Origin of the sequence: Cohnella hashimotonis, assembly GCF_030014955.1 — a bacterium.
GTDB classification, from domain to species: Bacteria; Bacillota; Bacilli; order Paenibacillales; family Paenibacillaceae; genus Cohnella; species Cohnella hashimotonis.
In genome coordinates this window covers 6,641,951-6,665,582 of sequence record NZ_JAGRPV010000001.1, presented here as the reverse complement: position 1 = coordinate 6,665,582, position 23,632 = coordinate 6,641,951, and the positions used below count along the sequence as shown (strand labels likewise).

25 protein-coding genes and 1 tRNA gene are annotated in these 23,632 nt (G+C 59.9%); 17 read left to right on the top strand and 9 right to left on the bottom strand.

Going from position 1 to position 23,632, the window contains the following annotated elements:
• Positions 1–22: 22 nt before the first annotated feature.
• Positions 23–772 carry a TetR/AcrR family transcriptional regulator gene (locus KB449_RS26565; protein WP_282911250.1) on the bottom strand — a complete coding sequence of 250 codons (750 nt, stop codon included), beginning with the start codon at positions 770–772 and terminating at the stop codon, positions 23–25.
• Between the two features lie 228 nt (positions 773–1,000).
• On the opposite strand from KB449_RS26565, the gene KB449_RS26560 reads away from it, so the two are divergent.
• The 6 genes from KB449_RS26560 to KB449_RS26535 all read left to right on the top strand — a co-directional run bounded on the left by KB449_RS26560 (position 1,001) and on the right by KB449_RS26535 (position 9,664).
• The gene (locus KB449_RS26560) at positions 1,001–2,491 is read left to right on the top strand and encodes a DHA2 family efflux MFS transporter permease subunit (RefSeq protein WP_282911249.1); all 1,491 of its coding nucleotides are present in this window, start codon (positions 1,001–1,003) and stop codon (positions 2,489–2,491) included.
• A gap of 461 nt (positions 2,492–2,952) precedes the next feature.
• Positions 2,953–3,999 (top strand): LacI family DNA-binding transcriptional regulator, encoded by a 1,047-nt coding sequence (locus KB449_RS26555; RefSeq protein WP_282911248.1) that lies wholly within the window; start codon positions 2,953–2,955, stop codon positions 3,997–3,999.
• 49 nt (positions 4,000–4,048) lie between these two features.
• The gene (locus KB449_RS26550) at positions 4,049–4,504 is read left to right on the top strand and encodes a VOC family protein (protein WP_282911247.1); all 456 of its coding nucleotides are present in this window, start codon (positions 4,049–4,051) and stop codon (positions 4,502–4,504) included.
• A complete protein-coding gene (locus tag KB449_RS26545) occupies positions 4,501–5,208 on the top strand; it encodes an SDR family oxidoreductase (protein ID WP_282911246.1) in 708 nt (235 codons plus the stop codon). Before KB449_RS26550 ends, KB449_RS26545 begins: the two co-directional genes overlap by 4 nt.
• Positions 5,209–5,575: 367 nt before the next feature.
• A complete protein-coding gene (locus tag KB449_RS26540) occupies positions 5,576–8,758 on the top strand; it encodes an efflux RND transporter permease subunit (RefSeq protein WP_282911245.1) in 3,183 nt (1,060 codons plus the stop codon).
• Between the two features lie 30 nt (positions 8,759–8,788).
• On the top strand, positions 8,789–9,664 hold the full coding sequence (locus KB449_RS26535; RefSeq protein WP_282911244.1) for a TetR/AcrR family transcriptional regulator: 876 nt from the start codon (positions 8,789–8,791) through the stop codon (positions 9,662–9,664).
• A gap of 112 nt (positions 9,665–9,776) precedes the next feature.
• On the opposite strand, the gene KB449_RS26530 is transcribed toward KB449_RS26535, so the two are convergent.
• Entirely contained in the window at positions 9,777–10,664 is an 888-nt protein-coding gene (locus tag KB449_RS26530) for an aldose epimerase family protein (RefSeq protein ID WP_282911243.1), read from the bottom strand.
• Positions 10,665–11,078: 414 nt separating this feature from the next.
• Here KB449_RS26530 and KB449_RS26525 point away from each other — a divergent pair, with 414 nt between their 5' ends.
• The gene (locus tag KB449_RS26525; protein WP_282911242.1) at positions 11,079–12,107 is read left to right on the top strand and encodes a phosphodiester glycosidase family protein; all 1,029 of its coding nucleotides are present in this window, start codon (positions 11,079–11,081) and stop codon (positions 12,105–12,107) included.
• Positions 12,108–12,242: 135 nt separating this feature from the next.
• Here KB449_RS26525 and KB449_RS26520 read toward each other — a convergent pair whose 3' ends face one another.
• The 4 genes from KB449_RS26520 to KB449_RS26505 all read right to left on the bottom strand — a co-directional run bounded on the left by KB449_RS26520 (position 12,243) and on the right by KB449_RS26505 (position 16,347).
• A complete protein-coding gene (locus KB449_RS26520) occupies positions 12,243–12,851 on the bottom strand; it encodes a DUF3298 and DUF4163 domain-containing protein (protein ID WP_282911241.1) in 609 nt (202 codons plus the stop codon).
• Positions 12,852–12,953: 102 nt separating this feature from the next.
• The gene (locus KB449_RS26515) at positions 12,954–13,967 is read right to left on the bottom strand and encodes an SPL family radical SAM protein (RefSeq protein ID WP_282911240.1); all 1,014 of its coding nucleotides are present in this window, start codon (positions 13,965–13,967) and stop codon (positions 12,954–12,956) included.
• 540 nt (positions 13,968–14,507) lie between these two features.
• Complete coding sequence (locus KB449_RS26510; protein WP_282911239.1) at positions 14,508–15,638, bottom strand: AbrB family transcriptional regulator; 1,131 nt, start codon at positions 15,636–15,638, stop codon at positions 14,508–14,510.
• Between the two features lie 49 nt (positions 15,639–15,687).
• On the bottom strand, positions 15,688–16,347 hold the full coding sequence (locus KB449_RS26505; RefSeq protein ID WP_282911238.1) for a response regulator: 660 nt from the start codon (positions 16,345–16,347) through the stop codon (positions 15,688–15,690).
• 131 nt (positions 16,348–16,478) lie between these two features.
• Between KB449_RS26505 and KB449_RS26500 the strand changes: the two genes are divergently transcribed.
• A tRNA-Thr gene (locus tag KB449_RS26500) sits at positions 16,479–16,554 on the top strand.
• Between the two features lie 108 nt (positions 16,555–16,662).
• Here the strand turns inward: KB449_RS26500 and KB449_RS26495 are convergent.
• Positions 16,663–17,043 (bottom strand): c-type cytochrome, encoded by a 381-nt coding sequence (locus KB449_RS26495; RefSeq protein WP_282911237.1) that lies wholly within the window; start codon positions 17,041–17,043, stop codon positions 16,663–16,665.
• 242 nt (positions 17,044–17,285) lie between these two features.
• Here KB449_RS26495 and KB449_RS26490 point away from each other — a divergent pair, with 242 nt between their 5' ends.
• Positions 17,286–17,501, top strand: coding sequence for a hypothetical protein (locus tag KB449_RS26490; RefSeq protein WP_282911236.1), 216 nt, complete (start codon positions 17,286–17,288; stop codon positions 17,499–17,501).
• Between the two features lie 376 nt (positions 17,502–17,877).
• Complete coding sequence (locus tag KB449_RS26485) at positions 17,878–18,420, top strand: DJ-1/PfpI/YhbO family deglycase/protease (protein ID WP_282911235.1); 543 nt, start codon at positions 17,878–17,880, stop codon at positions 18,418–18,420.
• Positions 18,421–18,488: 68 nt separating this feature from the next.
• Here the strand turns inward: KB449_RS26485 and KB449_RS26480 are convergent, their stop codons facing one another.
• Both KB449_RS26480 and KB449_RS26475 read right to left on the bottom strand, forming a co-directional pair.
• Positions 18,489–19,070 (bottom strand): ImmA/IrrE family metallo-endopeptidase, encoded by a 582-nt coding sequence (locus tag KB449_RS26480; RefSeq protein WP_282911234.1) that lies wholly within the window; start codon positions 19,068–19,070, stop codon positions 18,489–18,491.
• A gap of 70 nt (positions 19,071–19,140) precedes the next feature.
• A complete protein-coding gene (locus KB449_RS26475) occupies positions 19,141–19,539 on the bottom strand; it encodes a helix-turn-helix domain-containing protein (protein ID WP_282911233.1) in 399 nt (132 codons plus the stop codon).
• Between the two features lie 278 nt (positions 19,540–19,817).
• Between KB449_RS26475 and KB449_RS26470 the strand changes: the two genes are divergently transcribed.
• From KB449_RS26470 to KB449_RS26440, 7 genes are all read left to right on the top strand, one after another.
• A complete protein-coding gene (locus KB449_RS26470) occupies positions 19,818–20,393 on the top strand; it encodes a sigma factor-like helix-turn-helix DNA-binding protein (RefSeq protein ID WP_282911232.1) in 576 nt (191 codons plus the stop codon).
• A gap of 109 nt (positions 20,394–20,502) precedes the next feature.
• On the top strand, positions 20,503–20,952 hold the full coding sequence (locus KB449_RS26465) for a hypothetical protein (RefSeq protein ID WP_282911231.1): 450 nt from the start codon (positions 20,503–20,505) through the stop codon (positions 20,950–20,952).
• 13 nt (positions 20,953–20,965) lie between these two features.
• On the top strand, positions 20,966–21,163 hold the full coding sequence (locus KB449_RS26460; RefSeq protein WP_282911230.1) for a YqzN/YkzM domain-containing protein: 198 nt from the start codon (positions 20,966–20,968) through the stop codon (positions 21,161–21,163).
• A gap of 2 nt (positions 21,164–21,165) precedes the next feature.
• The gene (locus tag KB449_RS26455) at positions 21,166–22,614 is read left to right on the top strand and encodes a phage tail sheath family protein (RefSeq protein ID WP_282911229.1); all 1,449 of its coding nucleotides are present in this window, start codon (positions 21,166–21,168) and stop codon (positions 22,612–22,614) included.
• A gap of 18 nt (positions 22,615–22,632) precedes the next feature.
• Positions 22,633–23,040 (top strand): phage tail tube protein, encoded by a 408-nt coding sequence (locus KB449_RS26450; protein ID WP_282911228.1) that lies wholly within the window; start codon positions 22,633–22,635, stop codon positions 23,038–23,040.
• A 13-nt stretch (positions 23,041–23,053) separates the two neighbouring features.
• A complete protein-coding gene (locus KB449_RS26445) occupies positions 23,054–23,464 on the top strand; it encodes a phage tail assembly chaperone (RefSeq protein ID WP_282911227.1) in 411 nt (136 codons plus the stop codon).
• Between the two features lie 23 nt (positions 23,465–23,487).
• Positions 23,488–23,631, top strand: a complete 144-nt coding sequence (locus tag KB449_RS26440) for a hypothetical protein (protein ID WP_217596574.1) — start codon at positions 23,488–23,490, stop codon at positions 23,629–23,631.
• Position 23,632: the final 1 nt, after the last annotated feature.

The following is a 23,632-nucleotide window of genomic DNA, read 5'->3' as shown; positions in this document are numbered from 1 at the left end:
GACTCAGAATCCGCTAATTGCGCTACCTCGCGAACAGCTCGCAGTAATAACGCGTGATCTGCTCACGGGTCAGCCCCATGCCTTCGCGCATGTGGATGATTCCCGCAGGATGCAGGGAGCTGAGCAGAATATGCGCTTTGGCTGTGGCGCGCTCCCATGCGGCGGCGCGTGTCTCCTGGCTCGCCGGCGCAGATGTGGCGCTCGCCTGACCATCCTGCATGGGGGCGGCGCCCGCCCGACCCACCTGCGCGTCAGCGGCGCTTGCGTCTCCCGTCTGCGCGGTCGCACCGCTCGCATGGTCCGCCTGCACGGCGGACCCGCTCCCGTCATAGTCGGGCTCCAGCTCGGCATACAGGCCGGTCAGCTTATCCCAGACCAGCCGGTACATCGGCGAGCGGAAGTAAGCGGACTCGTCCTCGCAGTCATGGACCGTATGAATCGGCAGCAGAAGCTGAAATTTTTCGTCGATAAACTGAATAATGTAATGGAGCACGCCGCCGATCCGCTCGCCGGCAGGCAGATGCTTGTTCGTCAGCAGAAAAGTCTCCAGCTCCTTTATCTTTTCCATGCCGACTTGCTCGGCGATCGCGGCGCACAGGTCGCCCTTGTGGGCGTAACAGCGGTAGAGCGTGCCTTGACCGACGCCGGCCGTTTTGGCGATCTGATGCATGCTGACCGTCTGAACGCCCTGCTCCGCGAACAGCTTCTTCGCGGCCTGCAGGATCAGGCGGCAATTCTCGGCGGCGTCGCTGCGCTTGCGTGGCTTGATCATCGAGGGACGCTCCTTCCAAAATGAGTAGAACTTCGCGTTGACAAACGGACAATTGTCCGGTAACATGGCATTTAAAAGCGGACAATTGTCCGCTTGGTGAAGCCGTCGTCCTTTACAGCTTTAAGTGAATCTATTGTAACGTTGAAGCCTCTCGGCGGTCAACGGCGCGATGGGTCGAAAAGAGGCGCGGGGGCGAACGGCAATTCAAAGGGAGAGTGGAGCGCTAAAATGCAAGCCAATGCTGCATCGCCAGGTCAGCCGACATCCATCAAGGATGTATTCGCGCCGCTGATCGCCATCATCGTCGGCATATTCATGGTCATACTGGACGGGACGGCCGTTAACGTCGCCCTGCCCCAGCTGATGGTCGAGTTCAATCAGAACAGCCTGTCTCTCGTACAATGGACGGTTACGGGCTACGCGCTGGCCCAGGCTGCCGTCATCCCGCTCGCGGGTTGGCTGTCGGATCGCTTCGGCGCCAAGCGGGTATTCCTGATCGCGATCGGCCTGTTCACGATCGGATCGATCCTGTGCGCGCTGTCCAATTCGGTCGAGATGCTCATCGCTTTCCGCATCCTTCAAGGTCTGGGCGGGGGCGTCGTTAGCCCGATCGCCATGGCCTTCATCTACAGACTGTCGCCTCCGGGCAAGGTCGGTCAAGTCATGGGCATGCTCGGCATCCCGATCCTGCTCGCGCCTGCGCTCGGCCCGGTCATCGCCGGCTGGCTCGTCGACTACGCGAGCTGGGAATGGATTTTCCTGCTAAACCTGCCGATCGGCGTCATCGGCATCCTGCTCGGCATTCGCACGCTGCCGAAGATGGACCGCCAGTCCGTCGCTTCGCTCGATATGCTCGGCATCATTCTGGCGCCGATCGCGTTCGCCGCGCTCGTCTACGGCGTATCCGAAGGGGGCAAGACGGTCGCTACGGGCAACAACTGGACGGCGGCTACGACGCTGACCGGCATCGGGATCGGTGTCGTAGCGCTCATCCTGTTCATCATCGTCGAGCTGAGGCGCCGCGATCCGCTGCTCGAGCTGCGCGTCTTCCGCTCCAGCACGTTCACCCGCGGCATTATCGTTCAGTGGGTATCGCAAATCGCCTTGTTCGGCACGATGTTCCTCGTCCCGCTGTTCCTGCAGCAGGCGAAGGGCTACACGGCGTTCGAGACCGGCTTGATCATGATTCCCCAGGCGCTCGCCTCCGCGATCATGATGCCGATCGGCGGCAAGCTGAGCGACAAGTTCGGCGCCCGCCCGCTCGTACTCGCCGGGATGATCGTCACGACGGCTTCCGCCTTCCTGCTGTCCGGCATCTCCGCAGACGCCGGCGTGAGTTCGATTATCCTGCCGCTGGCCTTGCTCGGCGCCGGGATGGGACTGTTCATGATGCCGCTCAACACGTACCTGATTCAATCCGCTCCGCAAAATCTCGTCGGCCGCGTGACCTCGCTCACGAACGCCGCGCAGCAAGTCATGATGTCGTTCGCGGTAGCCGGTCTCACGACGCTGTCCGCATCGCGAATGAAGGACATTATGACCGACAAGCAGCTGCAGGCGCCGGACCTGCATACGTACTCGGATGCGTTCGGCTTCACGTTCCTCGTGCTGACCGGCGTGGCCGTCGTCGGTCTGGTGCTCGGCGTGCTTCTCTCCAAGCCGAAGAATCCGCTGCCCGAAGGGGAAGCCGGCGCCGAAATGCATATGATCGTCGGCTAATGCGTGTCTGTCCGCGTTCGCGCGGACAGATTCCAGCCCAATTGGACGACCCCCGCAGGGTACCTGCGGGGGTCTGATTTTTAATGCGATGCTATTGCATTTGCCATACAAGCGAAACCGCGCAATTCTTCCTGAAAATCACATGCACGAAAGCAACGAAAGCCCTGCCTCTCAGTCGTTCTTGCGGCTCCAATGACCGCGCCAGTCTTGAATTCGTGTCCTTCCAGCAGCCTTGGTAAAAAGGAATGATGTGGGGAACGCAGAGGGGTTCGACCCCAATAGAGAGGAAAAATCAGAGGGTTAACACTTGTCTAATATATTATAATACATGAAGACAATATATAATGTCAATATCTCAATGCTATTCCGGGGATTGACCGCGAACCTTAAATTCGTTAGAATTACATTGTGAACGCGCGTTCACAACCCCGGAATGGCATTCTTAAAGGGGGGGGGCATACATGAAAAAAGCAGAGATCAATTCGGTCGAGATCGCCAGGCTCGCCGGCGTGTCCCGGAGCACGGTCAGCCGCGTCATCAACAATTACGCCAACGTGCCGCCCGAGACGCGCAGGAAGGTCATGGAGGTCATCGACGCGTACAATTACGTGCCAAACCTGTCCGCGCAGGTGCTCGCGGGCAAGGGCACGAAGACGATCGGCCTGTTCGTCATCGAAGCCGGCCGCGTATCCGGCGACATGCTGACGAACCTGCTGCTCGCAAGTGTTGTCGAGCATGCGTCCTTGCGCGGCTACTACGTGCTGACTTACATCATCCGCAACACGTCCGACGCGGACAACGTGCGGGGCGTCAAGGACGCCTTCTATCAGCGGCGCGTGGACGGCGGCATCTTCATCGGCGCGTCCAACGAGGAGCCGTTCATCGAGGAGTTGATCGCGGAGGGCTTCGCGGTCGGCATCGTGGATCAGCACTTGCCGGGCAAGAACGAGGGAAACCGGATCGTCGCCAACTTCGACAATGCCCACGGCATGATTCTGGCGGTCGACTACCTCAGCGAGCTCGGGCATCGCGACATCGGTATCGTGAACGGCGACATGAACCGCTTTTCCGGCGTCGACAAGTACAACGGCTTCCTGGCCGCCATGCGCAAGCATGGCTTGGAGATACGTGAGCCCTGGGTGCGGCAGGGTTCCTTTCATGAAGAGGCAGGCTACCAGGCGGTCCGCAAGCTGCTGGATGAAGAAAAGCAGCTGCCTACGGCCATGATCATGGCCAACGACAGCGTGGCGTTCGGCGCGATCCGCGCTTTTCAGGAGGCGGGCCTGTCGGTGCCTGCGGACATGTCCGTCATCGGCTTTGACGACCACGCGCTGAGCGCAAGATACAAGCCGGCCCTGACGACTGTGGCGATCGACTTCGGCGAGATGATGAGCAGTCTGACGGATTACGTGATCGGTCATATCGAGGGCGCCGAGGGAACGGCGATTCGCTATATGTCCAGTTCCAAGCTCATCCGGCGGGAATCCTGCCGTCCGATCGTGCACTAAGCGTCACTAAGCAAGCGGCCGTCATTAAATGACAGAGGAGCGAATGAACGTGGAAAAGAACTTGCTCGGCAACAAAACGATCACGCAAATCGGTTTGGTCGTCCGCGACATCGAGAAAACCTCGCAAGCGTATGCCGACTTCTTCGGCATCGACAAGCCGGCCTGGTTCTGGACGGACGCGCCGGAGATTGCGCGCACCGAGTTCGGCGGGCAGCCTTCGCAGGCGCGGGCGAAGCTGGCGTTTTTCGACATGGGCTCCCTGCAGCTCGAACTGATCGAACCCGACGAACACCCGAGCACCTGGCGCGAGTCGCTCGAGCGGGACGGCGAGGGCTTCCACCATATCGCCTTCGTCATCGAGGGCATGCAGCAAAAAATCGAGCTGCTCGGCCGTCATGGCCACAAGCTGCTGCAGAAGGGCGAGTATAACGGCGGACGCTATGCCTATATGGATACTTCGTCCGAGCTGAAGCTGCTGGTCGAGCTGCTGGAGAACGACCGATGAACGTGCTGATCACCGGCGCCGCGCGGGGGCTCGGATACGAACTCGCCAAGATCTCGGCCGCCAGGGGCCATGCGGTGGTCGCTTGCGTACGGGATGCGGCGCGCCCCGCCGACGGACTCTTGCAGCTCGCCGAACGCTATCCGGGCCTGGTGCGCATCGAGGCGCTCGACGTCGCGGACGAATCGCAGGCGCAGGCACTCGCCGCAAAGCTGCGGGACGAAGGCTTTGTCCTGGACGCGCTCGTCAACAATGCGGGCATCCTGCTCGGACGCAGCGGCGGGATCGCCTCGCTCGAGCTGGACGAGCTGAAGCGAACGTTCGAGGTGAATCTCTATGGTCCCTTGATGGTGGCCAAGCATCTGACGCCGCTTATGCGGGAGAGCATGTCGGGCGCGGAGATCGTCGTGCACGTCGCCTCGGATGCGGGCAGCTTTGCGGGAGCCTACGGCGGAGATTACCCGTACGCGCTGTCCAAAATGGCGTTGTCGATGTTCACGAAACAGCTTAACGAAGAGCTGAAGCCGAGAGGAATCCGGGCGCTCGCCGTGCATCCCGGGTGGATGCGCACGGACATGGGCGGAGAGTCGGCGCCGCTGTCGCCTTCGGAGAGCGCGCTCGGCATAATCGACCTGATCGAGGGCACGACCGAGGTGGCGGCCGAGACCTGGTTCGTCGATCATACGGGCAGGGAGATGCCGGTTTGACAATATCAGTTAGCAGAATAAAGAACGCGTTTCCCCGGTAGTCGGCTGCCGGAGAGGCGCGTTTTTTTGAACGATTCAAAGCTTGTTCTGAAACGGCTCGGGCAATGCAGGCGTATAGAAAAAGGATGTGTCGCGACCGGCCGAGTCATAGAAGAGGGGGAGCAAGGCATGATTTGAACGATTGTTCGAGTACGTGATAACGAGACTCGATAGTTGATGTAATTATTAATGGGAAATCCCTATGTGACGCTTTGTTTGACATTTGAACGTACGTTCGATAGGATGGCAAAAGAAGCGTTCGAATGCTGCGGTGCGAGAATGTCTGCATGCAGCATCGGCAGTTAAAGAGATCAAAGGAGCGGAGTGCATGAGGAGCATTATCGGGTTTTCGCTGAAAAACAAATTCGCCGTCTGGATGATTACTATCATCGTCCTTGTGGCAGGTTTGTATTCCGGCCTGAACATGAAGCAGGAAAGCCTGCCCAACCTGTCGTTTCCGTACTTAAGCGTCACGACGGTCATGCCGGGCGCTGCCCCGCAGGGCGTCATCGAGCAAGTGACTGAGCCGCTGGAGCAGCGGCTGCAGAACGTCGAAAACGTGAAAAACGTGACGTCCACGTCGATGTCGAACGTATCCAATATTACGTTGGAATTCGATTTCGGCCAAAATATGGACAGGGCGATGAGCGACGTCCGCGAAGCGATCGCCGCGACGACGCTGCCGGAAGGCGCGCAGACGCCGACCATTTCCAAGTTCTCGATCAATACGTTCCCGGTTATGTCGCTCAGCGCGTCGGGCGAAGGCAGTCTGGAGGACTTGACCAAGATCGTGAGCGACGTGGTGCAGCCCGCTCTCGAGGACATCTCAGGCGTGGCTTCCGTCCAGATCTCGGGCCAGTCGGTCAAAGAGGTCAAGCTGGCCTTCGACCAAGCCAAGCTAGCGCAGTACGGCATGACCGAAGCGTCGGTCGAGCAAATCGTTCAAGCGAATGCCGTCGAGGTACCGCTCGGCATCTTCACGATGGGCAAGTCGGAAAAGTCGATTCTCGTGGACGGTGGCGTCGTAACGCTGGACGACCTGAAAAACCTGGCGATCCCGGCGGTACCCGCTTCGGCCGGCCCGGGTGCAACCGGCGCTGGAGCAGCCGGCGCAGGACAAGGCGGTCAGGGCGGCGGGGCTGCGGGCGGCACGGGCGCTAACGGCGCTGCCGGCGGGGCAGGCGCTGCAGCGGCGGGCATTCCGACCGTCAAGCTGAGCGAGCTGGCCACCGTAGAGCTCGTATCCGAATCCGAATCGGTATCGCGCACCAACGGCAAGGACTCGATCGGCATCCAGATCGTCAAGTCGAACGATGCCAACACGGTGGATGTCGTCAACGCCGTCAAGGACAAGGCCGAGCAAATCAAGGCCGACCATCCGGATTTGTCGCTGACGACGCTGCTCGACCAGGGCAAGCCGATCGAAAAATCGGTCGAGACGATGCTGAGCAAAGCGTTGTTCGGCGCGCTGTTCGCGGTCATCATTATCCTGTTGTTCCTGCGCAACATCCGCACGACGCTGATTTCCATTCTTTCGATCCCGCTGTCGCTCATCATCGGGGTATTGCTGCTCAAGCAATTCGACATCACGCTTAACATTATGACGCTGGGCGCAATGACGGTCGCGATCGGCCGGGTCGTGGACGATTCCATTGTCGTTATCGAAAATATATACAGGCGGATGTCGCTGACGGGCGAGAAGTTGAGAGGCAAGGAGCTCGTGCTGGAAGCGACGCGCGAGATGTTCATGCCGATCATGTCGTCGACGATCGTCACGATCGCGGTGTTCCTGCCGCTCGGCACGGTCAGCGGGATGGTCGGACAGCTGTTCCTGCCTTTCGCGCTCACCATCGTATTCGCCCTGCTCGCTTCGCTGCTCGTGGCCATCACCGTCGTACCGATGCTGGCGCACAGCTTGTTCAAGAACGGCGTGAAGCCCGGCAAGGGGCACGATCACGAGGACAAGCCGGGCAAAATGGCGCTGGGCTACCGCCGGATTCTGTCGGCAGCGCTGCGCCACAAGGTAATCACGGTCGTCATCTCCCTCGTTGTCCTCGTAGCGAGCCTGTTCCTGATTCCGGTCATCGGCGCGAGCTTCCTTCCGGCAGAGGAAGAGAAGTACACGATGATCACCTATTCTCCGGAGCCGGGCGCATTGCTGTCCGACGTCGAGACGCGCGCGCTCAAGGTCGAAGAGGCGCTGCTCAAGGACTCGGACATTACGAACATGCAATATTCGATCGGAGGCAGCAATCCGCTGTCGCCGGGCCCGTCCAAGGGCGGCCTGTTCTACTTGCAATTCAAGAACGAAACGAAGCATTTTGCGGATAAAAAGGAAAAGCTCGTGACCGATCTGCAGACCCTCGTGCCCGAAGGAACCTGGTCCGAGATGGACTTCTCCGGCGGCGTCGGCGGCAGCACGTTCAGCATGAGCATCTACGGCGACGATCTGAACGCCGTCGGCACGGCCGCGAACCAGGTGGCCGATCTCATGAAGCAGGACAGCAACTTCAAAAAAGTCGATACAAGCTTGTCCAAGACGTACGAGCAGTACACGCTCGCGGCCAATCAGCAGAAGCTGAGCCAATACGGCCTGACGGCAGGCCAGGTCGCGATGGCGCTCATGCCGCAGCAGCAGTCCCAGGCGCTGGCCCGAATCCAGGAGGAAGGCAAAAAGTACGACGTCTTCGTGGAAAAGGAAACCGCGACTTACGGCGGCATCGAGGATATCGGCAACGTCAAGCTGCAGTCCCCGCTCGGCGTCCAGGTGCCGATCAAGGATGTCGTCGACGTCAAGGAAGGCACGGCGCCGAATTCGATCGCCCGGGAGAACGGGCGTCTGGTCGCAACGGTCAGCGCCGAGATAACGGCATCCAATGTCGCCAAGGTATCGTCCGATCTGCAGGACAAGGTAGACGAGCTGAAGCTGCCTGAAGGCGTAGAGGTCAGTTACGGCGGCGTCACGGAGCAAATCAACGAGACGTTCACGCAGCTCGGCCTGGCTATGGCCGCGGCGATCGCGATCGTATATCTGGTGCTCGTGCTGACGTTCGGCGGCGGTCTGGCACCGTTCGCGATCATGTTCTCGCTGCCGTTCGCCATTATCGGCGGTCTGGTCGCGCTCTGGCTGACAGGCGAGACGCTCAGCGTATCCGCGCTGATGGGCGCACTTATGCTGATCGGCATCGTCGTTACCAACGCGATCGTTCTGATCGACCGGGTCATTCACAAGGAAAATGAAGGTCTCTCCACCCGGGAAGCTCTGCTGGAGGCTGCCGGCACGCGTCTGCGTCCGATCCTGATGACGGCGCTCGCCACGATCGGCGCGCTGCTGCCGCTGGCGTTCGGCTTCGAGAGCGCGGGCATTATCTCCAAGGGACTCGGCGTCACCGTCATCGGCGGTCTGGTCAGCTCCACGCTGCTCACGCTGCTGATTGTCCCGATTGCCTACGAGACGCTGATGAAGCTGCGCGCGAAGCTGAGCCGCAAGTCCAAGGCCGGCAGCTTCTAAGCAAGCTTCTTCCGCAAGGGAGGGTCAGACATGAGTGCCCGCAAGCATCAGATTATAGAGGCGGCCATGCGCTGCTTCGCGCGGAAGGGATTCCACGCGACGTCCATCCAGGAGATTGTCGACGAGCTCGGGATGGCGAAGGGATCGATTTACTTTTACTTCAAGGGCAAGGAAGAGCTGCTGCTGGCCGTCATCTGGCATTTTGTCGAGCGGATGATGGCAGAGCTCGCCGTGCTGCCGGACGAACGGCAGCTAGGCCCGCGCGAGCAGTTCAGGCGGCAGCTCGTCCGGCAATTCGAGTATTTTCAGAACAACTGGGAGTTTCTCATGATGCTGATGCAGGAGCCGCAGGTCAATATCGGGCAGGAGCAAAAATCGAAGCTGCTGCACGAGCTGCGCGATCGGCTGCTGCTGTGGAAGCGTCAGTATATCGTAGCGATCTACGGCGATGCTGCCGCTGTATACGGTCGGGACGGCGCGCATCTGCTCAGCGGCATGCTGAACGAGATCATGCACACCTGCCTGCTGGAAAAGCGGAATATCGAAGGCGATCGGCTCGGAGACTACCTGCTTGAACGGCTCGACGACGTGATGGCCGGATTCGCCGGACGCGGCGCCGCTCCATTGATGGACGGCGAGGAGACGAAGCGCGGATTGGACGGCGAATACGTCGCAGCGCTGCGCGAGTTCATAAAGGACGTCGAACAAAGCGGAGCGGAAGAGCTCGAGCCCGAGCGTCGATCCGATCTGCTCGAGGCCGCCGGCAGGCTGATCGAGGAGATCGGCCAGCCGATCCCGGACCGGATCGTCGCGCGCAGTCTGTACGCTTATCTGAAGACGCTTTGCCTGCCGGCATGGCGCGCCCGTCTTGAAGCGGCGGGCGCCATGCTGAAGCTCGAACAGTAAAGAAAAAGCGGCCTGCCGCCCTCGTCATCCCTCGGGATGATCAGGCGCGGCAGGCCGCTTTGCATTGCGGGCGCAGGCTCGCATTTTTTGGATCAGGCTCGAAAGTCTGGGATCAGACTTCGGTCTCGATCGTGAAGTCGGCGTCCAGGCAGTCGCCTGGCGGTACGAGGATAAGACCTTCTTTGCGGTTCAACGCTTCGTTGGTCGCGGTCCAGGGCTCGACGCAGACGAAGGGCTTGCCTTCCACGGACCAGAGTACCACGACGCCGAATACGTCGCTGTAGCTCAGCTTGATTTTGCGGCCGGATGGCGATGGAAAGGAGATTTCCGGCGTTTTCGGATCAAGAAGCGCGATCGATTCCACCAGGCCGCCGAGGTCGACCTCGCCTCCAAACGGCTTGATCTGACCGTCATTGTAATCGAGCGCCTTGGTCGCATCCGAGGTGTATTTGAGCTGCTTGTCGGCCGATATAAAATAGGGATGGAATCCGGCCTGGACCGGCATGTCGCGATCGGACAGGTTGTTGTAGGATTGCTCGATATAGAGCTTGCCCGCCTTAAGACGATAGGTGAAATGAAGCTCGAACGCGAAGGGGTACGATGCGAGCGTCTCCTCGTTGCTGTGAAGCTCGAGCGTCAGCGCCGCCTCTTCCTCGTCCGCATAGGCGTTCACGACTTCCCAGGCGGCAGTGCGGGCGACGCCATGGTTGCGCATGCGATAGGTTTGTCCTTCCCACTCGTAGGCGCCGCCTTGCAACTGCCCGCAGATGGGGAACAGCACGGGAATCCCGCCCCGAATGTTCGCAGCCGGGTCTATAAAGGTATCCCTGTCAAGATAAAGAAGCTCTTCGCCGTTCAGACGGCAGCCGATGACGATGCCTCCGCGCTGCGGGCAGATGGTCACTTGGGAATCCGTCGCGCTGTCTGTCAGTTCGTAGACGACATATGTATCGGTACGGTTTGATATTCCGTAGGTTTTCGTTTGAATATTCTCGCTCATTGAGAGGCCTCCGATCACGTGTGCCGCAGCAGTCCTGCATGGCGGCTTTCGGTCCATTATAACAAGTTCGCTCGCCTTATGGTAACCGAATATGACGGCAAATGCGAAGGTTGAACGACATTTTAAACTGTCATTTCCTGGGCAATGATGTCGGATGCCGCCGGGACGGCCGGACCGTATACCCAATTTGTCGGGAAATGCAACACTTCGTACGAATAAATCGTCTATTTCGTTAGATTCGCCAACAGACAGGAGCGTGTCATCATTCCTAATCCTCATGTATCGACGCCGGGAGGTTCGCCAGGCGGGCGTTCCCGGGCGGAGGTCTACGCCAACAAGTCCACGCGGTCCGGCTCCGGCCAGCGCCGCAAGAAAAATAAAGCATGGCGGCGTTTCGTCGCTTTTTTCTGGACGATGGCGTTTCTCGCGCTATCGTTTGCCATTTGGTTTTTTGCAACGCCTTCGGGCACCTCGGTACGTTACCGGATGGCGGACGTCATCATCACGACGCAGCACCGCGATTACGCGAAGTATCTGATCGGCGAGCAAGGGCTCAAGGAGCGGGTGGCCGCTTATGCCGAGCAGTTTAAAGACATGGGCGAAGAAAAGGATACCCATGAGATCGCGCTCCCGGCGGACGCACCGCACGAGGACGAGTCGGTTGCGACAGAGCCGCTCACGACAATCGAAGAAGTGGACGGCAAGGGCTTCCACGGCTATCTGCTGACCGTATCGGATCCGACCAAGATTCGGCTCGTCGTGCCGGCGAAGGCGGGCAAAGGCGAGAAGGTGCCCAGCATGGTCAAGCGGACCGGCGCGATCGCGGGCGTCAATGCCGGCGGTTTCGCGGATCCGAATTGGCAGGGCAACGGCTTCCAGCCGATCGGCCTCGTCATTACGCAGGGGAAAATTTATTACAACGGGCTGGACAGCAAGAACGGCAGCACGCAGATCGTAGGGCTGGACAAGAACGGCAAGATGATCGCCGGGCATTATTCCGTCAAGGAACTGATGGATCTCGGCATCTCCGAAGCGGTCAGCTTCGAGCCCCGGATCATCGTCAACGGCAAAGGGCTGATTAAAAACCACGCGAACGGCTGGGGCATCGCGCCGCGATCGGTCATGGGCCAGCGTGCGGACGGCAAGATCTTGTTCCTCATCATCGACGGCCGCCAGATCGGCTACAGCATCGGGGCGGACTTGTACGATTGCCAGCAGATTATGCTGGAGCACGGGGCGGTCATCGCGGCCAATCTCGACGGCGGCTCGTCCACCGTATTGGTCAAAGAGGGCGGCGAGCTTGTGAACAAGCCGTCGTCGAAGGGCGAGGGCGGGCGATATTTGCCGACGGCATTCCTGGTGTTCAACGATCCGGCTTCGGTGGACGTGCCGAACGTCTGGGCCGGACTGACGCCGCAGGATATCGATCCGAGCAAATGGTAATGAATTGGCGCTTATAGGGCGCGCGAGACTCGGGACGGATTCTACGTCTTAACAAGTATAAAGGAAGGCTGCCGAACCGCATTTGCGGCGAAGGCGGCCTTCCTTTTTTCATGGCGGGATGTCTGCCGATCGGTCTCAATACATCATCGCGCCGAGCGGTCCGTCCTCGTCGATGATGTCCTGAATGGCGTATACGGAAATCGGGAAGTAGGGGAAGCCCCATGCGTAAGGAACCAGATCGTAGAGCTGAAAGTAAATGACGAGCGCTTTATCCGCGATGTAGTAATCCTGATCCGGCGCGATGCCCGGATAGGAGGACAGTAGCGGGAGCTTGCGCGCCTTGATCTGGGCTTCGATGAGCGCATTGAGCTTTTTTTCGTAGTCCGCCCCTTTCTTGAACAGGTCCTTAAGCTTGTAAGAATGGCCCGTGTCCGCGTCGAAGGTCAGCGACTTCTGGATCGTATTGCCGTGCGCGCCGCCCGTGAATACATAATTGAGCAGCGACAGGCTAAGAACGCCGCGCTGGTTCGTCTTCACCTCGAATGTGCCGTCCATCTCCTGCACGTCGGGGGACGGATAGCCTTGCGTGGACATCAGCGACGTTTCTTCGCGCTTGATGGCCTCGTTCATGGTCTTGCGGGCTTCCTCGCCCGTGCCGCCCGTAATGACGGGCGTGCTGAGCTTGAGCGGGGGCTTCGCGGTCCGCTCGATCGAGATCGGGAGCATCAAGGTCTGTACGTTCATTTTCATTCCCCTTTGCCTGCGCTGGGCGATTGTCATCACAGCTTATGCGCGGACGGAGAAGGGGGTGCCGGGCAGGGGTGTCGGAGGGTGCGGCCAGATTCGTCAGAAAAGCGCCAACTGAACGGGCTGGCATGGCGAAGCGCTGTCAGGGCCCGGGAACGGCGAATGAGCGATTTCCCGGCCATCCGTAGAGACGACTTGAGCGGCTGCTGGAGCGGAACCAAGGGCATAAGCGACGTCGCCCTTCGGCACCTCCATCGCGCCAATCTCGGATAATCCATGAAGCTTCATCTGTGCCGCGATTCGGGCATAGACCGGCCGCCGGTAGCTGTCCGGCAGGCGCGCAGAATGCCAGTACAGCTTGCCGTAGGCTTCGGCGAACTCCGGGTATACCGTACGCAGCACGGAGAAAAACCAGCTCTTGACCTCCGGCGTGGACAGCCGCAGGAACGATGACATCATGTGGCGGACGCCGGCATTCGCGAGCGCTTGAACGAGCGCCCCGGTGTCGGACTCGCCGTCTGTGAGCATCGGCAGGATCGGTGCGGCGAAGGCGTGCACGCGAATGCCGGCCTCGGTCAGCGTGCGCGCGCATTCGAGACGCCGCGCGGGCGACGGGGTCGACGGCTCGAACGTCCGCCAGATCCGGGTGTCCAACGTATGGATACTAATATTTACGGAGGCGCCAGGCAGCGTGCGCAGCAGGTCCAGGTCCCGTAGCACGAGCGGCGAGCGGGTAGTGATGCTCACGCCTACGCCGAACTCGGCGAGCGTCTCCAGGCAGCCGCGCGTCAGCTTGGTCTTGGCCTCAAGCTGTTGGTACGGATCCGTTGCGGTGCCGATCGCCACGTGCGACGGCAGCTTGCCTCGCGTGCGCATGCGCTGCAGCTGAGCGCGCAAGATTGCCGGCGCATCGTCCTTGTAGAAGATTCGATGCTGAAACGTGTCGTCCGCCGCCTCGCCGAGATAGGCGTGGGTGGTCCGTGCGTAGCAGAAGCTGCACCCATGCTGGCAGCCGCGATACGGATTGATCGACCAGTCGAAGGGCATCGAAGGGGCGTTGACTGCGTTCAGGATCGTCTTGGCCCGCATAGGCAAATATTGAGTCGGATTCATCCTGGGGACCTCCTCCGAAGAAGTTTGTGTATAAAAGGGAACGTTTGTTCCTGTTTTAGGATAACAAACTTCAGGACGAGAGTAAAGAAGGGATGGTTTCCAGTCGGTCAGTACGGGGAGTTGGGATCCCGACGAAAAGTGCTTTCGAGGGAAAGCGCTGGCGTTCGGAGTTGGGGGACTCGACGCAGAGTGCTTTCGAGGGGAAGCACTTGTGTTCGGAGTGGGGGATCCCGACGAAAAGTGCTTTCGAGGGAAAGCACTGGCGTTCGAGTTGGGGATCCCGACGCAGAGTACTTTCGAGAGGAAGCACTTGTGTTCGGAGTGAGGGATTCCGACGCAGAGTGCTTTCGAGGGAAAGCACTTGTGTTCAGAGTAGGGGACTCGACGCAGAGTGCTTTCGTGGGAAGCACTTGTGTTCGGAGTGAGGGATCCCGACGCAGAGTGCTTTCGAGGGAAAGCACTTGCGTTCGGAGTGAGGTGTCCCGGCGCACTTGTGGTTGGGGGGCTCGCCAGCCCGCAAAGTGCCTCCGCCTGGAAGTTTTAAGACGTCCCCTGTCCCGATTTTTCATCCTTGGCGCGACGTGAGGCGAGCCGGATAATCCATCTGAGTAGCGGCGGAACGGCGAAGAAGATAAAAAAGGTGCGGAAAAGTTGGTACCCCGCCACGGTCGAGAGGTCCGCGCCGATCTCGTGCGCGACGAGGCCCATCTGGTCCATTCCGCCCGGCGCGAGACTGAGCAGGGCCGTAGGCAGCGATAGCGGATGAATCTTGGTCAGCAGGAAGCTTAAGCCGATTGCGCAGACGAGCAAGCCGATACCGCTCAAAGCCGCGAGCGCGAGGGTCCGCAGCTTGCGTTCAAGCTGCGCAGGTTTAAGCAACAGGCCGACGTACGTCCCGATGGCCAACTGTGCCGCGTCGATAGTAGGTGCCGGCAGCGCGGGGCCGTGCAGGCCGGCCGCCTGGAGCAGCGCCGCGCCGAGCGCGGGAGCGAGCAGGTATGCGGTCGGGAAACGGACTTTATTGCCCAGGATCGCAAAAAGCGTGCATACAACCGCATAAATCGGAAGCGCCGGCCAAAGGCCGGCCCAGTCGGCGTGCGCGCCTGAATTTCCGACGGTACTTACGGATTCGCCGATTTGAAAGCCGAAGATCGGGCTGAAAATAAGCAGGGGGATGCAAATGACGATCAGCATCAGCCGCACGACCTGAATGATCGTGACTACGGTCAAGTTAACGCCCTTGGTCTCTTCCGCCAAGATAAGCACTTGCGTGAGCCCGCCCGGTATACTGCCCATGAGCGCGGTGAGATAGGGGATTCCGCCTAGCTTCGCGACGACGGCGGCGAGCGTGGCGCACAACAGAAGCAGCAGCGCCGTCATCAGCAGCATCGTAGGCAGCTGTGCGCCCATCTCCCGCAGCGCGGCGCCGGTGAGCGACAGGCCGATCGTATAACCGACGGCGATCATGCCTGCGTTGCGCACGGGACCCGGCCAGCGATACTTGTCTTTCCATATAGAGGATCCAATTAATACGCCGACCATCGGGCCAAGCAGCCAGGGCAGCGGCCAGTTCAATACGTGCATCAGGGTACCGCCCGCCAGTGCGCTAATCAGCGCGATGAGCCCCCGCGCCGTTCGGCCGGGGGCAGCAGTTGGAATGTTGGGTTTCATGCGTTTTCCTTTCTTGACGAACGCCGGAGTCGCATCCCGCTCGGCCGGATCAGCCGCCGGCCATCTCCTTCAGCCAAATAACCGCCTGCGTGCGATCGTTCGTCCCGATCTTGTCGTAGATCGTGCTGACGTAATTTTTAACGGTGCCTTCGCTCATGAACAGCTGGCCGGCGATCTCGCGGTTCGTCCGTCCCTCGACCATCAGTGCGATGATGCTGAGCTCGCGGTCCGTGAACTTGAGGCCGTCCGCGCGGCCGCGCGCGCGCAAGCTCGACGGCTTGCCTGCATGCGGGGAAGCGAGGCGGGCCGCCAGCTTGGCCGCAATGCCAGCGGGCAGCATCATCTCGCCGCGGGCCGCGTCCCGGATCGCCTGAAGCAGCTTGTCGCTTTGGATATCCTTGAGCAGAAACCCGACGGCGCCGTTCGCTAACGCTTCGATAATATAGTCATCCTCATCGAACGTGGTCAGCATGAGCACCCTGACGTCGGGGGCATCCTGCCGCAGCTTTTTGACCGCCTCGATACCGTTCATCACGGGCATTCGAATGTCCATCAGCACCAGATCCGGCTTGTGGCGAATCGCGAGCGCGCACGCATCCTCGCCGTTCTCGGCAGTGCCGACGACCTCCATATCGTCTTCAAGCTGTATTATCGTCTGGAGACCGTCCCGCATGAGCGTCTGGTCGTCGGCGATCAAAATCCTATACACCCGCGTTCACTCCTTTGAGCCTCATTATAAGGCACATTTAGCGCTTATCGAACCCCCATAAAAGAATATCGAAAAAAAGTGAAAAATGGCTTGACTATCGGTGTCGAATTCGGTATTCTGTAAAAGTGTTCGCTGATGTAGCTCAGCTGGTAGAGCAACGCATTCGTAATGCGTAGGTCGGGGGTTCGAATCCCTTCATCAGCACCATAAGACGCCAACGACGGCGCGGTTTCCGAATTCGGAGCCGCGTCTTTTTTGTTGTTTTACTTTCCGTCAAAAAAAAAGTGACCCGCTCGGGGTCACGACGCGCAAAGCTTATTTCTTTGAAGCCAGCCAGGCGGTGAGCGTGGCGATCTGCTCGTCGGTCAGCGTTCCCTTGAAGGCCGGCATGCCGCCGCCGCCGTTCAGGATCTGCTTGTGAATGTCGGCTTCGGACATGTCCGCCCCTACCTTAGTCAGCGCCGGACCCATGCCGCCCTGCAATTGATCGCCGTGGCAGGCCAGGCAGTTGCTCTTGTAGATGGCCGTAGCCGCCTCGGCGTCCACTGTAGCCGGCGCTTCTCCGGAAGCGGAAGCCGAAGGAGCGGCCTCGCTTGGACCGGTAGACGGTTCGTCCGCTCTGAGGGAGAAATACACCAATAGAATGGCGAACAAGCAGCAGGCGGTCAGTAGGCCGGGCATGAACCATTTTCTCATCGTTCCAGTTCCTCCTTGTCATCTTCGTCTCTTCTGATTAAGATTACCCGTTTCCGCAAAAGTTAGTTAGACCCGAAGGGGCCACTTTATTCGTCTAAGATCATAATCTTTAAGCATGAGCCGGTTTTGTTATCGGGACATTAAAATTGTTTAATGATTGAAAACGGTTAAATCCGGTTCGTACCTGTCCTTGGGGGTAATAATAGGTGCAAGGCCATTCCACCCTTGAAGGAGTGATTCAGATGGCACGAGCAGATCCAGACGTCAGCACGAGGCGGGAAGCCAACATGCACGGCGGAGAAGCGAGGGCAAGATCTCCGGATCGTGAACACGACTACGAAGAGTTGGGACGGGCAAATGCCGAATCAAGGGCATCATGGGATCAAAGGGCCGGGCTGCAGCCGGACATCGGGAACCAGGTTCGTGACGATCACGGCAGGTTCGCGAGCGAGCGCTGAAGCTGTCAGGCATTGATGCCGGATACGAATGGCATGGCATGCTTGCTATCGCCTAAGGACAGGGTGTGATTCCGTTGAACCAGCAACAGCAGCGCGGAATTACGGAGCGGCAATAGCGTTCCGAAGCATCACGGCCAAGGGTTCCAGTTGACGCTTGCTCAGGTCACCGCCACAGCCCGCAGCAATCCCTCGGTTCGAATGAGGCAGGGCTTAACATCGGGCAACCGTCTTAAAGTGTTCCCGGCACCCGCGCGAAGCGAACGAATGAATTGTTGTCGTCGAGGATGACCATTTTATAGAAGTCATGGAGCAGATCGTGGCAACGTAAGCCGCGGTCTGCTTCCGTACATACATGCAGAAGAAGAGGTGATTCGTTATGGCAACCGTCAAGCAAGGTCTTCGCAAAGTGGCATTTCTGCTCGAGGAAGGCTACGAGGACTCGGAAATGCAAAATCCGTACGACGCGCTGGTCGAGAACGGCAACGATATCGACATCATCAGCACCGAGAAGGGCAAGGAGCTGAAAGGAAAGAAGGGGACGGTCTCGTACACGTCCCATCTGGCGGCGGGCGATGCAAAAGCCGGAGACTATGAGGCGATCGTGATTCCCGGTGGCGGCTCGCCCGCCAAGCTGCGGGAAGATCTGGCTGTCATCGCATTCGTGGCCGAAGCAGACAGCGCAGGCATTCCGATCGCGGCGATCTGTCACGGTCCGCAGGTGCTTGCGAAGGCGGGGGTGCTCAGCGGAAAGACGCTGACGGCAACGTCGTCCATTCAAGAGGAGGTCGAAGCCGCCGGCGGCGTATTCGTGGACCGGGAGGTCGTTGTCGACGGCAATCTGATCACGTCGCGCAAGCCCGAGGACGAGCCCGCGTTCATCCGGGAGACGATCGCAAAGATCGGCGTGACCGCTTATTGAGCTTGACGCGAGGTTAATGGGAAAGGAAGGATGCTCGGCTTGCTTAGCCGATGGCATCCTTTTTTGCGTTAGTTAAGCGATTCGTCTCCATGGACAAGCGGTTGTCTTTTTTCGCGGACATCCGCTTCTGAGACGGACTCCTGGTTCTTTCTTCCGATCTCCTCCCACAGTATCGCTTCGAACGCCCGGCGCTGAAACTGGTCGAGACGAACGTCCGCCAGCTCGCAGGTGACGCCGAATCGGTTGGCCAGCAGCTGCACCGCCTCGCCTCGTATAGAAGGGAGCTTCATGTCCTTGACCATTGAAAAGGGCATCGAAGCGTAAAGAACGAACCGCTTGGCCTCGGCCTCCTGATGCTCCAGAAAGGAGCGGGGCATCACCGTCTGATTGCCGGCGTGCCGGAGAATGTGGCAAAGCTCGTGCAGATAATCCTCCCATTGCTGCGCGGCGGTCAGACGCAGATCGATGAGCACCGACCGGATCCCCATCCACTCGAGCGCTTTGCTGGATTCGCTCATATAATGCACCCATACGTCCAACCGGTCGGACACTTCCTCGATGGTCAACTGGTCGGGCGTCAAGATCCCGGCCCTGAGCCATAGCGCCTCGATCCACTGCTCTAGCGGCGTCGGCTGATAATATTGGAGCATCCATGCACCTCGGAATGAGAATATACGTTCGATTATATGGCGAAAAATAAGCGCCGGATAGGCGCTGCCTTTACGATTCGTTATTACGCTCCGCTTTGCGCAGACGTTCCTGCTCCCGGAGAAAAGTCCAAAAGCGCAGCATTTCCTCCTGCCGGGCTTCGGGTGCGTCCAAGTAATCTTTGAAGAACAGTCCGTGCTCCGGGTTGCGAATGAATTCCTCGAACGCCGCAGCTTCGGCGGCCGCAGCGGACGGACTCTCAAGCGTCGAATCGTTCGTAAGTCCAAGAAGGTAATCGGCGGTGGTCTTGTAGTATTCGGCGAACCGGCCCAGCATGTCGGGCTCGGGCTTGCGATCGTCGGATTCGTAGCGCGACAGCTGGACATTGCTGATCCCCAGTTCCTTGGCGGCGGTCAACTGCGTCTTGCCGAGGCGCTCGCGCCGTTCTCTGAGCCGGCTTCCCAACGTCATAACCCATCTTCCCTCCGGTAGAAGTTCCTTATATTATAGCGTTGATTTTCCTTTTTGGCAAATCATTTTCCATTAATCCGATAAAATAGGAATTGACAGTTGCCGTATTGGTAATATATGATGGATTCACATCAGAAAATACGAACACATGTTTCTGTATTTGGCGATGCTGAAGCCGTTCAGGCCGGAAGAGAATAAAATTAAATAAGTATAGAGGAAAGAGCCAAAGACCTGTTTGAGATTATAATTTGCCATTTTGGCAAAATGGGGTGCTGCACATGAATCTAGAAACGGACCAGGCGACGGCCGAGAGCTATCGTCATACGCGTCGCTTGCTGCTGATTGCGGCGGACAAGCTTACAGTCAAGATGGGGGAGCTTGAAGCGGAGACTGGAAAAAAGGGCGTCACGGGAATGGCCTGGTCGGAGCTGGACAGGCAGCGTCGGCTGGTCATCGAGATGCTCGCAAGCTGCTCCTATATTATCGAATGGCTGGAGACAGGGCGCATGCCCGGCAATCGCAGAGGAATCGAAAGGCGAGCCGGCTATCAGCGGGAGATTCCGATCGACCCTTCCATTCTGTCTGCCGTGCTGGAAGAGCGGCGCGAGCCTGCGATTTCGGATGTGCCCGGCGGTGAATGCGGAGCGGCAAGCTTGGCGCTCGAACGCGCGCTCGGCGGGCTGACAGAAAGGGAGCGCGATTGCTACAGGCTGTCCCAAGCGGAGGGCTTCACGCTCGCCGAGGTGGCTGACGTGCTGAAGATCAGCAAGTCCAGCGCCGGCACGTATTTGCTGAGAGCCAGGCGCAAGATCGAGACGAACCTGCGCGAAGGCGGCGGCAGCAGCGTCGGATAGCTTGTCGTACGAATGCCACCTATAGACGAGAAGGCGAACATGCGTTCTCAAAAAAAGTTGAATGCGGCAGGACGCTTCGGCGCGGCGGCATGAAGGAGAGGGAGCTACGGTGAGCGGAGACGAAGGCTGGATGCAGGCGCTCGCCAGTTGGACGGTGCAGGCGCTTGACGATGTCGAGTGGCAAGTGTACGCGAATGCTTGGCCCGCCGATTATGCGCGTCCTGCCGTACTGTGGCGGCTTGCGGGCATCGAGACGAAGACCGGCAACGCCGCCTTCGGCGAGGAGACGCGGCGCTACGCCGGTCATGTGCTCGGGCGGGATCCCGCGGAGGAAGCGGACGCGGTCGCACGGCTTACGAGCGCGCTGGGCGCAGCGATCAAGCTGCCGCTCGACGCGGCGCAGCGGCGATATCTGATCGCCCGGGAGGCGGTTGCCGACCTCAAGGCCGACGCGGTCGCGACGGGCCAGCTGAGCCTGACGCTGAGCCGGAAGAACCGACGTCCGTCCGAGACGGCGCCGCTGATGAGGGAGATCGCGTTTCAACAAAAAGAAGGATAGAGGTGGCCGGCCAATGGCGGGGAAAAAGCAAGGCGACGATACGGTCGCAACGTACGGCAAGGATGAGCTGATCGCCTATGCAGGCGAGCTGTTCGGCGTCAGCCCGGAGGCGGCGCAAGGCGCCCTGTACGGCACGGACGACGGGGAACGATTCGAAATTGCGAGCGCCAAAGCGCTCGTCGACAAATTCATGAACAGGAAGGTGAACTGAGCATGGCTGGAGGCACTTGGAATCAGACGGATCTGCCGGTATTGCCCGGCTTCTATATGGCATTTCGTTCGGCGGCTGCGGCCGCGGTGCAAGCGGGAGAACGAGGCGTGGTCGTCATGCCGATCAAGGCCCACTGGGGACCGGTCAAGCAATTCGCGGAGGTGACGGGCGAGGCCGACATCGCGAAACTTTACGGGAGCGACGAGACAGGCGGCGCTACGGCATACACGTCGCTTCGCTTCGCGCTGCTCGGCGGCGCAAGCAAGGTGCTCGCCTACCGGCTGACGGACGGCATGGACGCGAAGGCGTCCAAGACGCTGAAGGACGGGGCGGGCACGCCGGCTGACGTGCTGAAGCTCGAGGCGAAGCAGACCGGCGCGCGGGGCAACAACTTCAAGGTGACGGTGCAGGTCAATCCGGCGGATGCCGCCTTGAAGGACATCAAGCTGTTCGAGGGCAATACGCTCCTGCGTACCTTCACCTTCGCCGACGGCACGGTGCAGGCTGCCGTCGACGCCGTCAACCAGGATGCGGCCAACGTATGGCTGACGGCCTCCAAGATCGCAAACGGCAACGGCTCGCTGGCGCCGGTCGCCGGCGTCGCGCTGACGGGCGGCGCGTCGGGCATCTCGGGCATCGCGAACGCAGACTACGTGAACGCGCTGTCCGCCTTCGAGACGCAGACGTTTAACGCGGTCGCGCTGGACGGCGTATCCGATCCGCAACTGCACGCAAGTCTCGTTGCATGGGTGGCGCGAATCCGCGGCGAGGGACATGGCGCGATCGCCGTCCTCGGCGGCTCGCTCGCAGACGACAAGGCGGCGGATGCCGTCAGCAAAGCCGCACAGCGAAGCGCTTCCTTCAATCACGAAGGCATCGTGAACGTAGGCACGGGCGCCGTGCTTGCCGATGTCGAATACAGCTCCGCGCAGGTGGCGGCGTATGTCGCCGGTCTAATCGCAGGCCAGCCGCTGAACGGATCGACGACGTACGCGTCCTCGCCGTTCCAGGATGTCGTGCGTCGCTGGACCCGCTCCGAGCAGGAGCAAGCCGTGCGCGGCGGGGTTTTTCTCCACGTCCACGACGGCCGCATGGTCAAGGCGCTGCGCGGCGTCAACAGCCGCGTGAGCTTGGCTTCCGGCCAGAATGCGGCCTGGAAGAAGATCCGGACGATCCGCGTGCTCGACAGCGTGAACGCCGATCTCCAGCGCACGGCCGAGGATCAATACATCGGCAAGGTGAACAACACCGAAGAAGGCCGCCTTGCGCTGATCGGCGCCTGCAAGCAGTATTTGGCCGCGCTGGCGTCGGCCGGCGTTATCGAAGCGACCGGATACGACGTCGCGGTCGATACGTCCGTTCCTGCGGCGGCTGATCAGGTGTTCTTGAAGTGGGAAGCGCGCTTGACCGATGTGGTCGAACAAATTTTCGGCACGTTTATCGTGCAATAACGAGGGGGACGACAGAACATGATGGATCCGACCAGAGCGATTCTCGGCACTTACGGACAAGTATTCATCGACGGCAACTGGCAGACGAATATCAACCACCTGGAGGCTTCGGTCGAGGTGGAGAAGCGGGAGCTCAAGCTTGCCGGCTCGGAATGGACGCAGCACAAGCTCGGCGCCAAGAAAGGCACCGGCACGATGAGCGGCTACAAGGTGACGAGCGACATGATCTCTCGCGGCTTTGCCAAGTTCCAGATCATCAACAAGCTGTCCGATCCGGAGGCGTACGGCTTCGAGCGAATCCTGCTTACCAACTGCGTCGCGGACAAGCTGCAGCTGGCCAACTGGACGGCTGGCGAGGAAGTGGCGGAGGAGACGGCATTCACGTTCGAGGGCTACCAGCTGCTCGATCCGATCAAGGCGGACTAAAGGGGGCGCAGGCATGACGATCGATATCGGTCAAATGACGGAAGAACAAGTGCTGCAGCGGCTGCTCGATGCCGACGCGCTGCCCGAGCGTACGGTCCTCCTGCAGCGGCTCGGCATTCCGGTGAAAATCCGGGGGCTGACGGGCAAGCAAGTATTCAGCATCCGCGAGCGCTGCACGGAACGCAAAGAGCGGCGCGGACAGACCGTCGAGCGGCTCGACGAAGAACTGTTCAACGTGTCGCTGATCGCGGCGGCCACCCTATCGCCCTCCTGGGGCGACGGCAAGCTGCTCGCCAAGTTCAGCGCAAGCAGCGCCGAAGAAGTCGTGAAGCGCATCCTGCTCGCCGGCGAGTTGTCGGCGCTCGGCGACGTCGTGCTCGACCTCTCCGGCTTCAACACGGAGCTTGAAGACGTAAAAAACTGATCGCTTCCGGGGCGCTGGCCGGCATGCTCCATGCCATCTGGGTCCGGCACCATCTGCGCCCCGGACAGTTCTGGCTGCTTCCCCGGGGGGAGCAGCTCTTTTTGATGGCGAGCATGGAGCTCGAGCTCGAAGCCGAGCGCGGCCAGAACGGCGGGAAGGGAGGTTAAG

Bases quoted from the DNA above. Each gene is read 5' to 3' on its own strand.
- KB449_RS26515 (WP_282911240.1), bottom strand. From the start codon at position 13,967: ATGAATCCGACTCAATATTTGCCTATGCGGGCCAAGACGATCCTGAAC.
- KB449_RS26520 (WP_282911241.1), bottom strand. From the start codon at position 12,851: ATGAACGTACAGACCTTGATGCTCCCGATCTCGATCGAGCGGACCGCG.
- KB449_RS26475 (WP_282911233.1), bottom strand. From the start codon at position 19,539: ATGACGTTGGGAAGCCGGCTCAGAGAACGGCGCGAGCGCCTCGGCAAG.
- KB449_RS26495 (WP_282911237.1), bottom strand. From the start codon at position 17,043: ATGAGAAAATGGTTCATGCCCGGCCTACTGACCGCCTGCTGCTTGTTC.
- KB449_RS26565 (WP_282911250.1), bottom strand. From the start codon at position 772: ATGATCAAGCCACGCAAGCGCAGCGACGCCGCCGAGAATTGCCGCCTG.
- KB449_RS26440 (WP_217596574.1), top strand. From the start codon at position 23,488: ATGCTCCATGCCATCTGGGTCCGGCACCATCTGCGCCCCGGACAGTTC.
- KB449_RS26480 (WP_282911234.1), bottom strand. From the start codon at position 19,070: ATGCTCCAATATTATCAGCCGACGCCGCTAGAGCAGTGGATCGAGGCG.
- KB449_RS26535 (WP_282911244.1), top strand. From the start codon at position 8,789: ATGAGTGCCCGCAAGCATCAGATTATAGAGGCGGCCATGCGCTGCTTC.
- KB449_RS26460 (WP_282911230.1), top strand. From the start codon at position 20,966: ATGGCGGGGAAAAAGCAAGGCGACGATACGGTCGCAACGTACGGCAAG.
- KB449_RS26530 (WP_282911243.1), bottom strand. From the start codon at position 10,664: ATGAGCGAGAATATTCAAACGAAAACCTACGGAATATCAAACCGTACC.
- KB449_RS26490 (WP_282911236.1), top strand. From the start codon at position 17,286: ATGGCACGAGCAGATCCAGACGTCAGCACGAGGCGGGAAGCCAACATG.
- KB449_RS26455 (WP_282911229.1), top strand. From the start codon at position 21,166: ATGGCTGGAGGCACTTGGAATCAGACGGATCTGCCGGTATTGCCCGGC.
- KB449_RS26555 (WP_282911248.1), top strand. From the start codon at position 2,953: ATGAAAAAAGCAGAGATCAATTCGGTCGAGATCGCCAGGCTCGCCGGC.
- KB449_RS26540 (WP_282911245.1), top strand. From the start codon at position 5,576: ATGAGGAGCATTATCGGGTTTTCGCTGAAAAACAAATTCGCCGTCTGG.
- KB449_RS26525 (WP_282911242.1), top strand. From the start codon at position 11,079: ATGGCGTTTCTCGCGCTATCGTTTGCCATTTGGTTTTTTGCAACGCCT.
- KB449_RS26470 (WP_282911232.1), top strand. From the start codon at position 19,818: ATGAATCTAGAAACGGACCAGGCGACGGCCGAGAGCTATCGTCATACG.
- KB449_RS26545 (WP_282911246.1), top strand. From the start codon at position 4,501: ATGAACGTGCTGATCACCGGCGCCGCGCGGGGGCTCGGATACGAACTC.
- KB449_RS26510 (WP_282911239.1), bottom strand. From the start codon at position 15,638: ATGAAACCCAACATTCCAACTGCTGCCCCCGGCCGAACGGCGCGGGGG.
- KB449_RS26450 (WP_282911228.1), top strand. From the start codon at position 22,633: ATGATGGATCCGACCAGAGCGATTCTCGGCACTTACGGACAAGTATTC.
- KB449_RS26485 (WP_282911235.1), top strand. From the start codon at position 17,878: ATGGCAACCGTCAAGCAAGGTCTTCGCAAAGTGGCATTTCTGCTCGAG.
- KB449_RS26445 (WP_282911227.1), top strand. From the start codon at position 23,054: ATGACGATCGATATCGGTCAAATGACGGAAGAACAAGTGCTGCAGCGG.
- KB449_RS26560 (WP_282911249.1), top strand. From the start codon at position 1,001: ATGCAAGCCAATGCTGCATCGCCAGGTCAGCCGACATCCATCAAGGAT.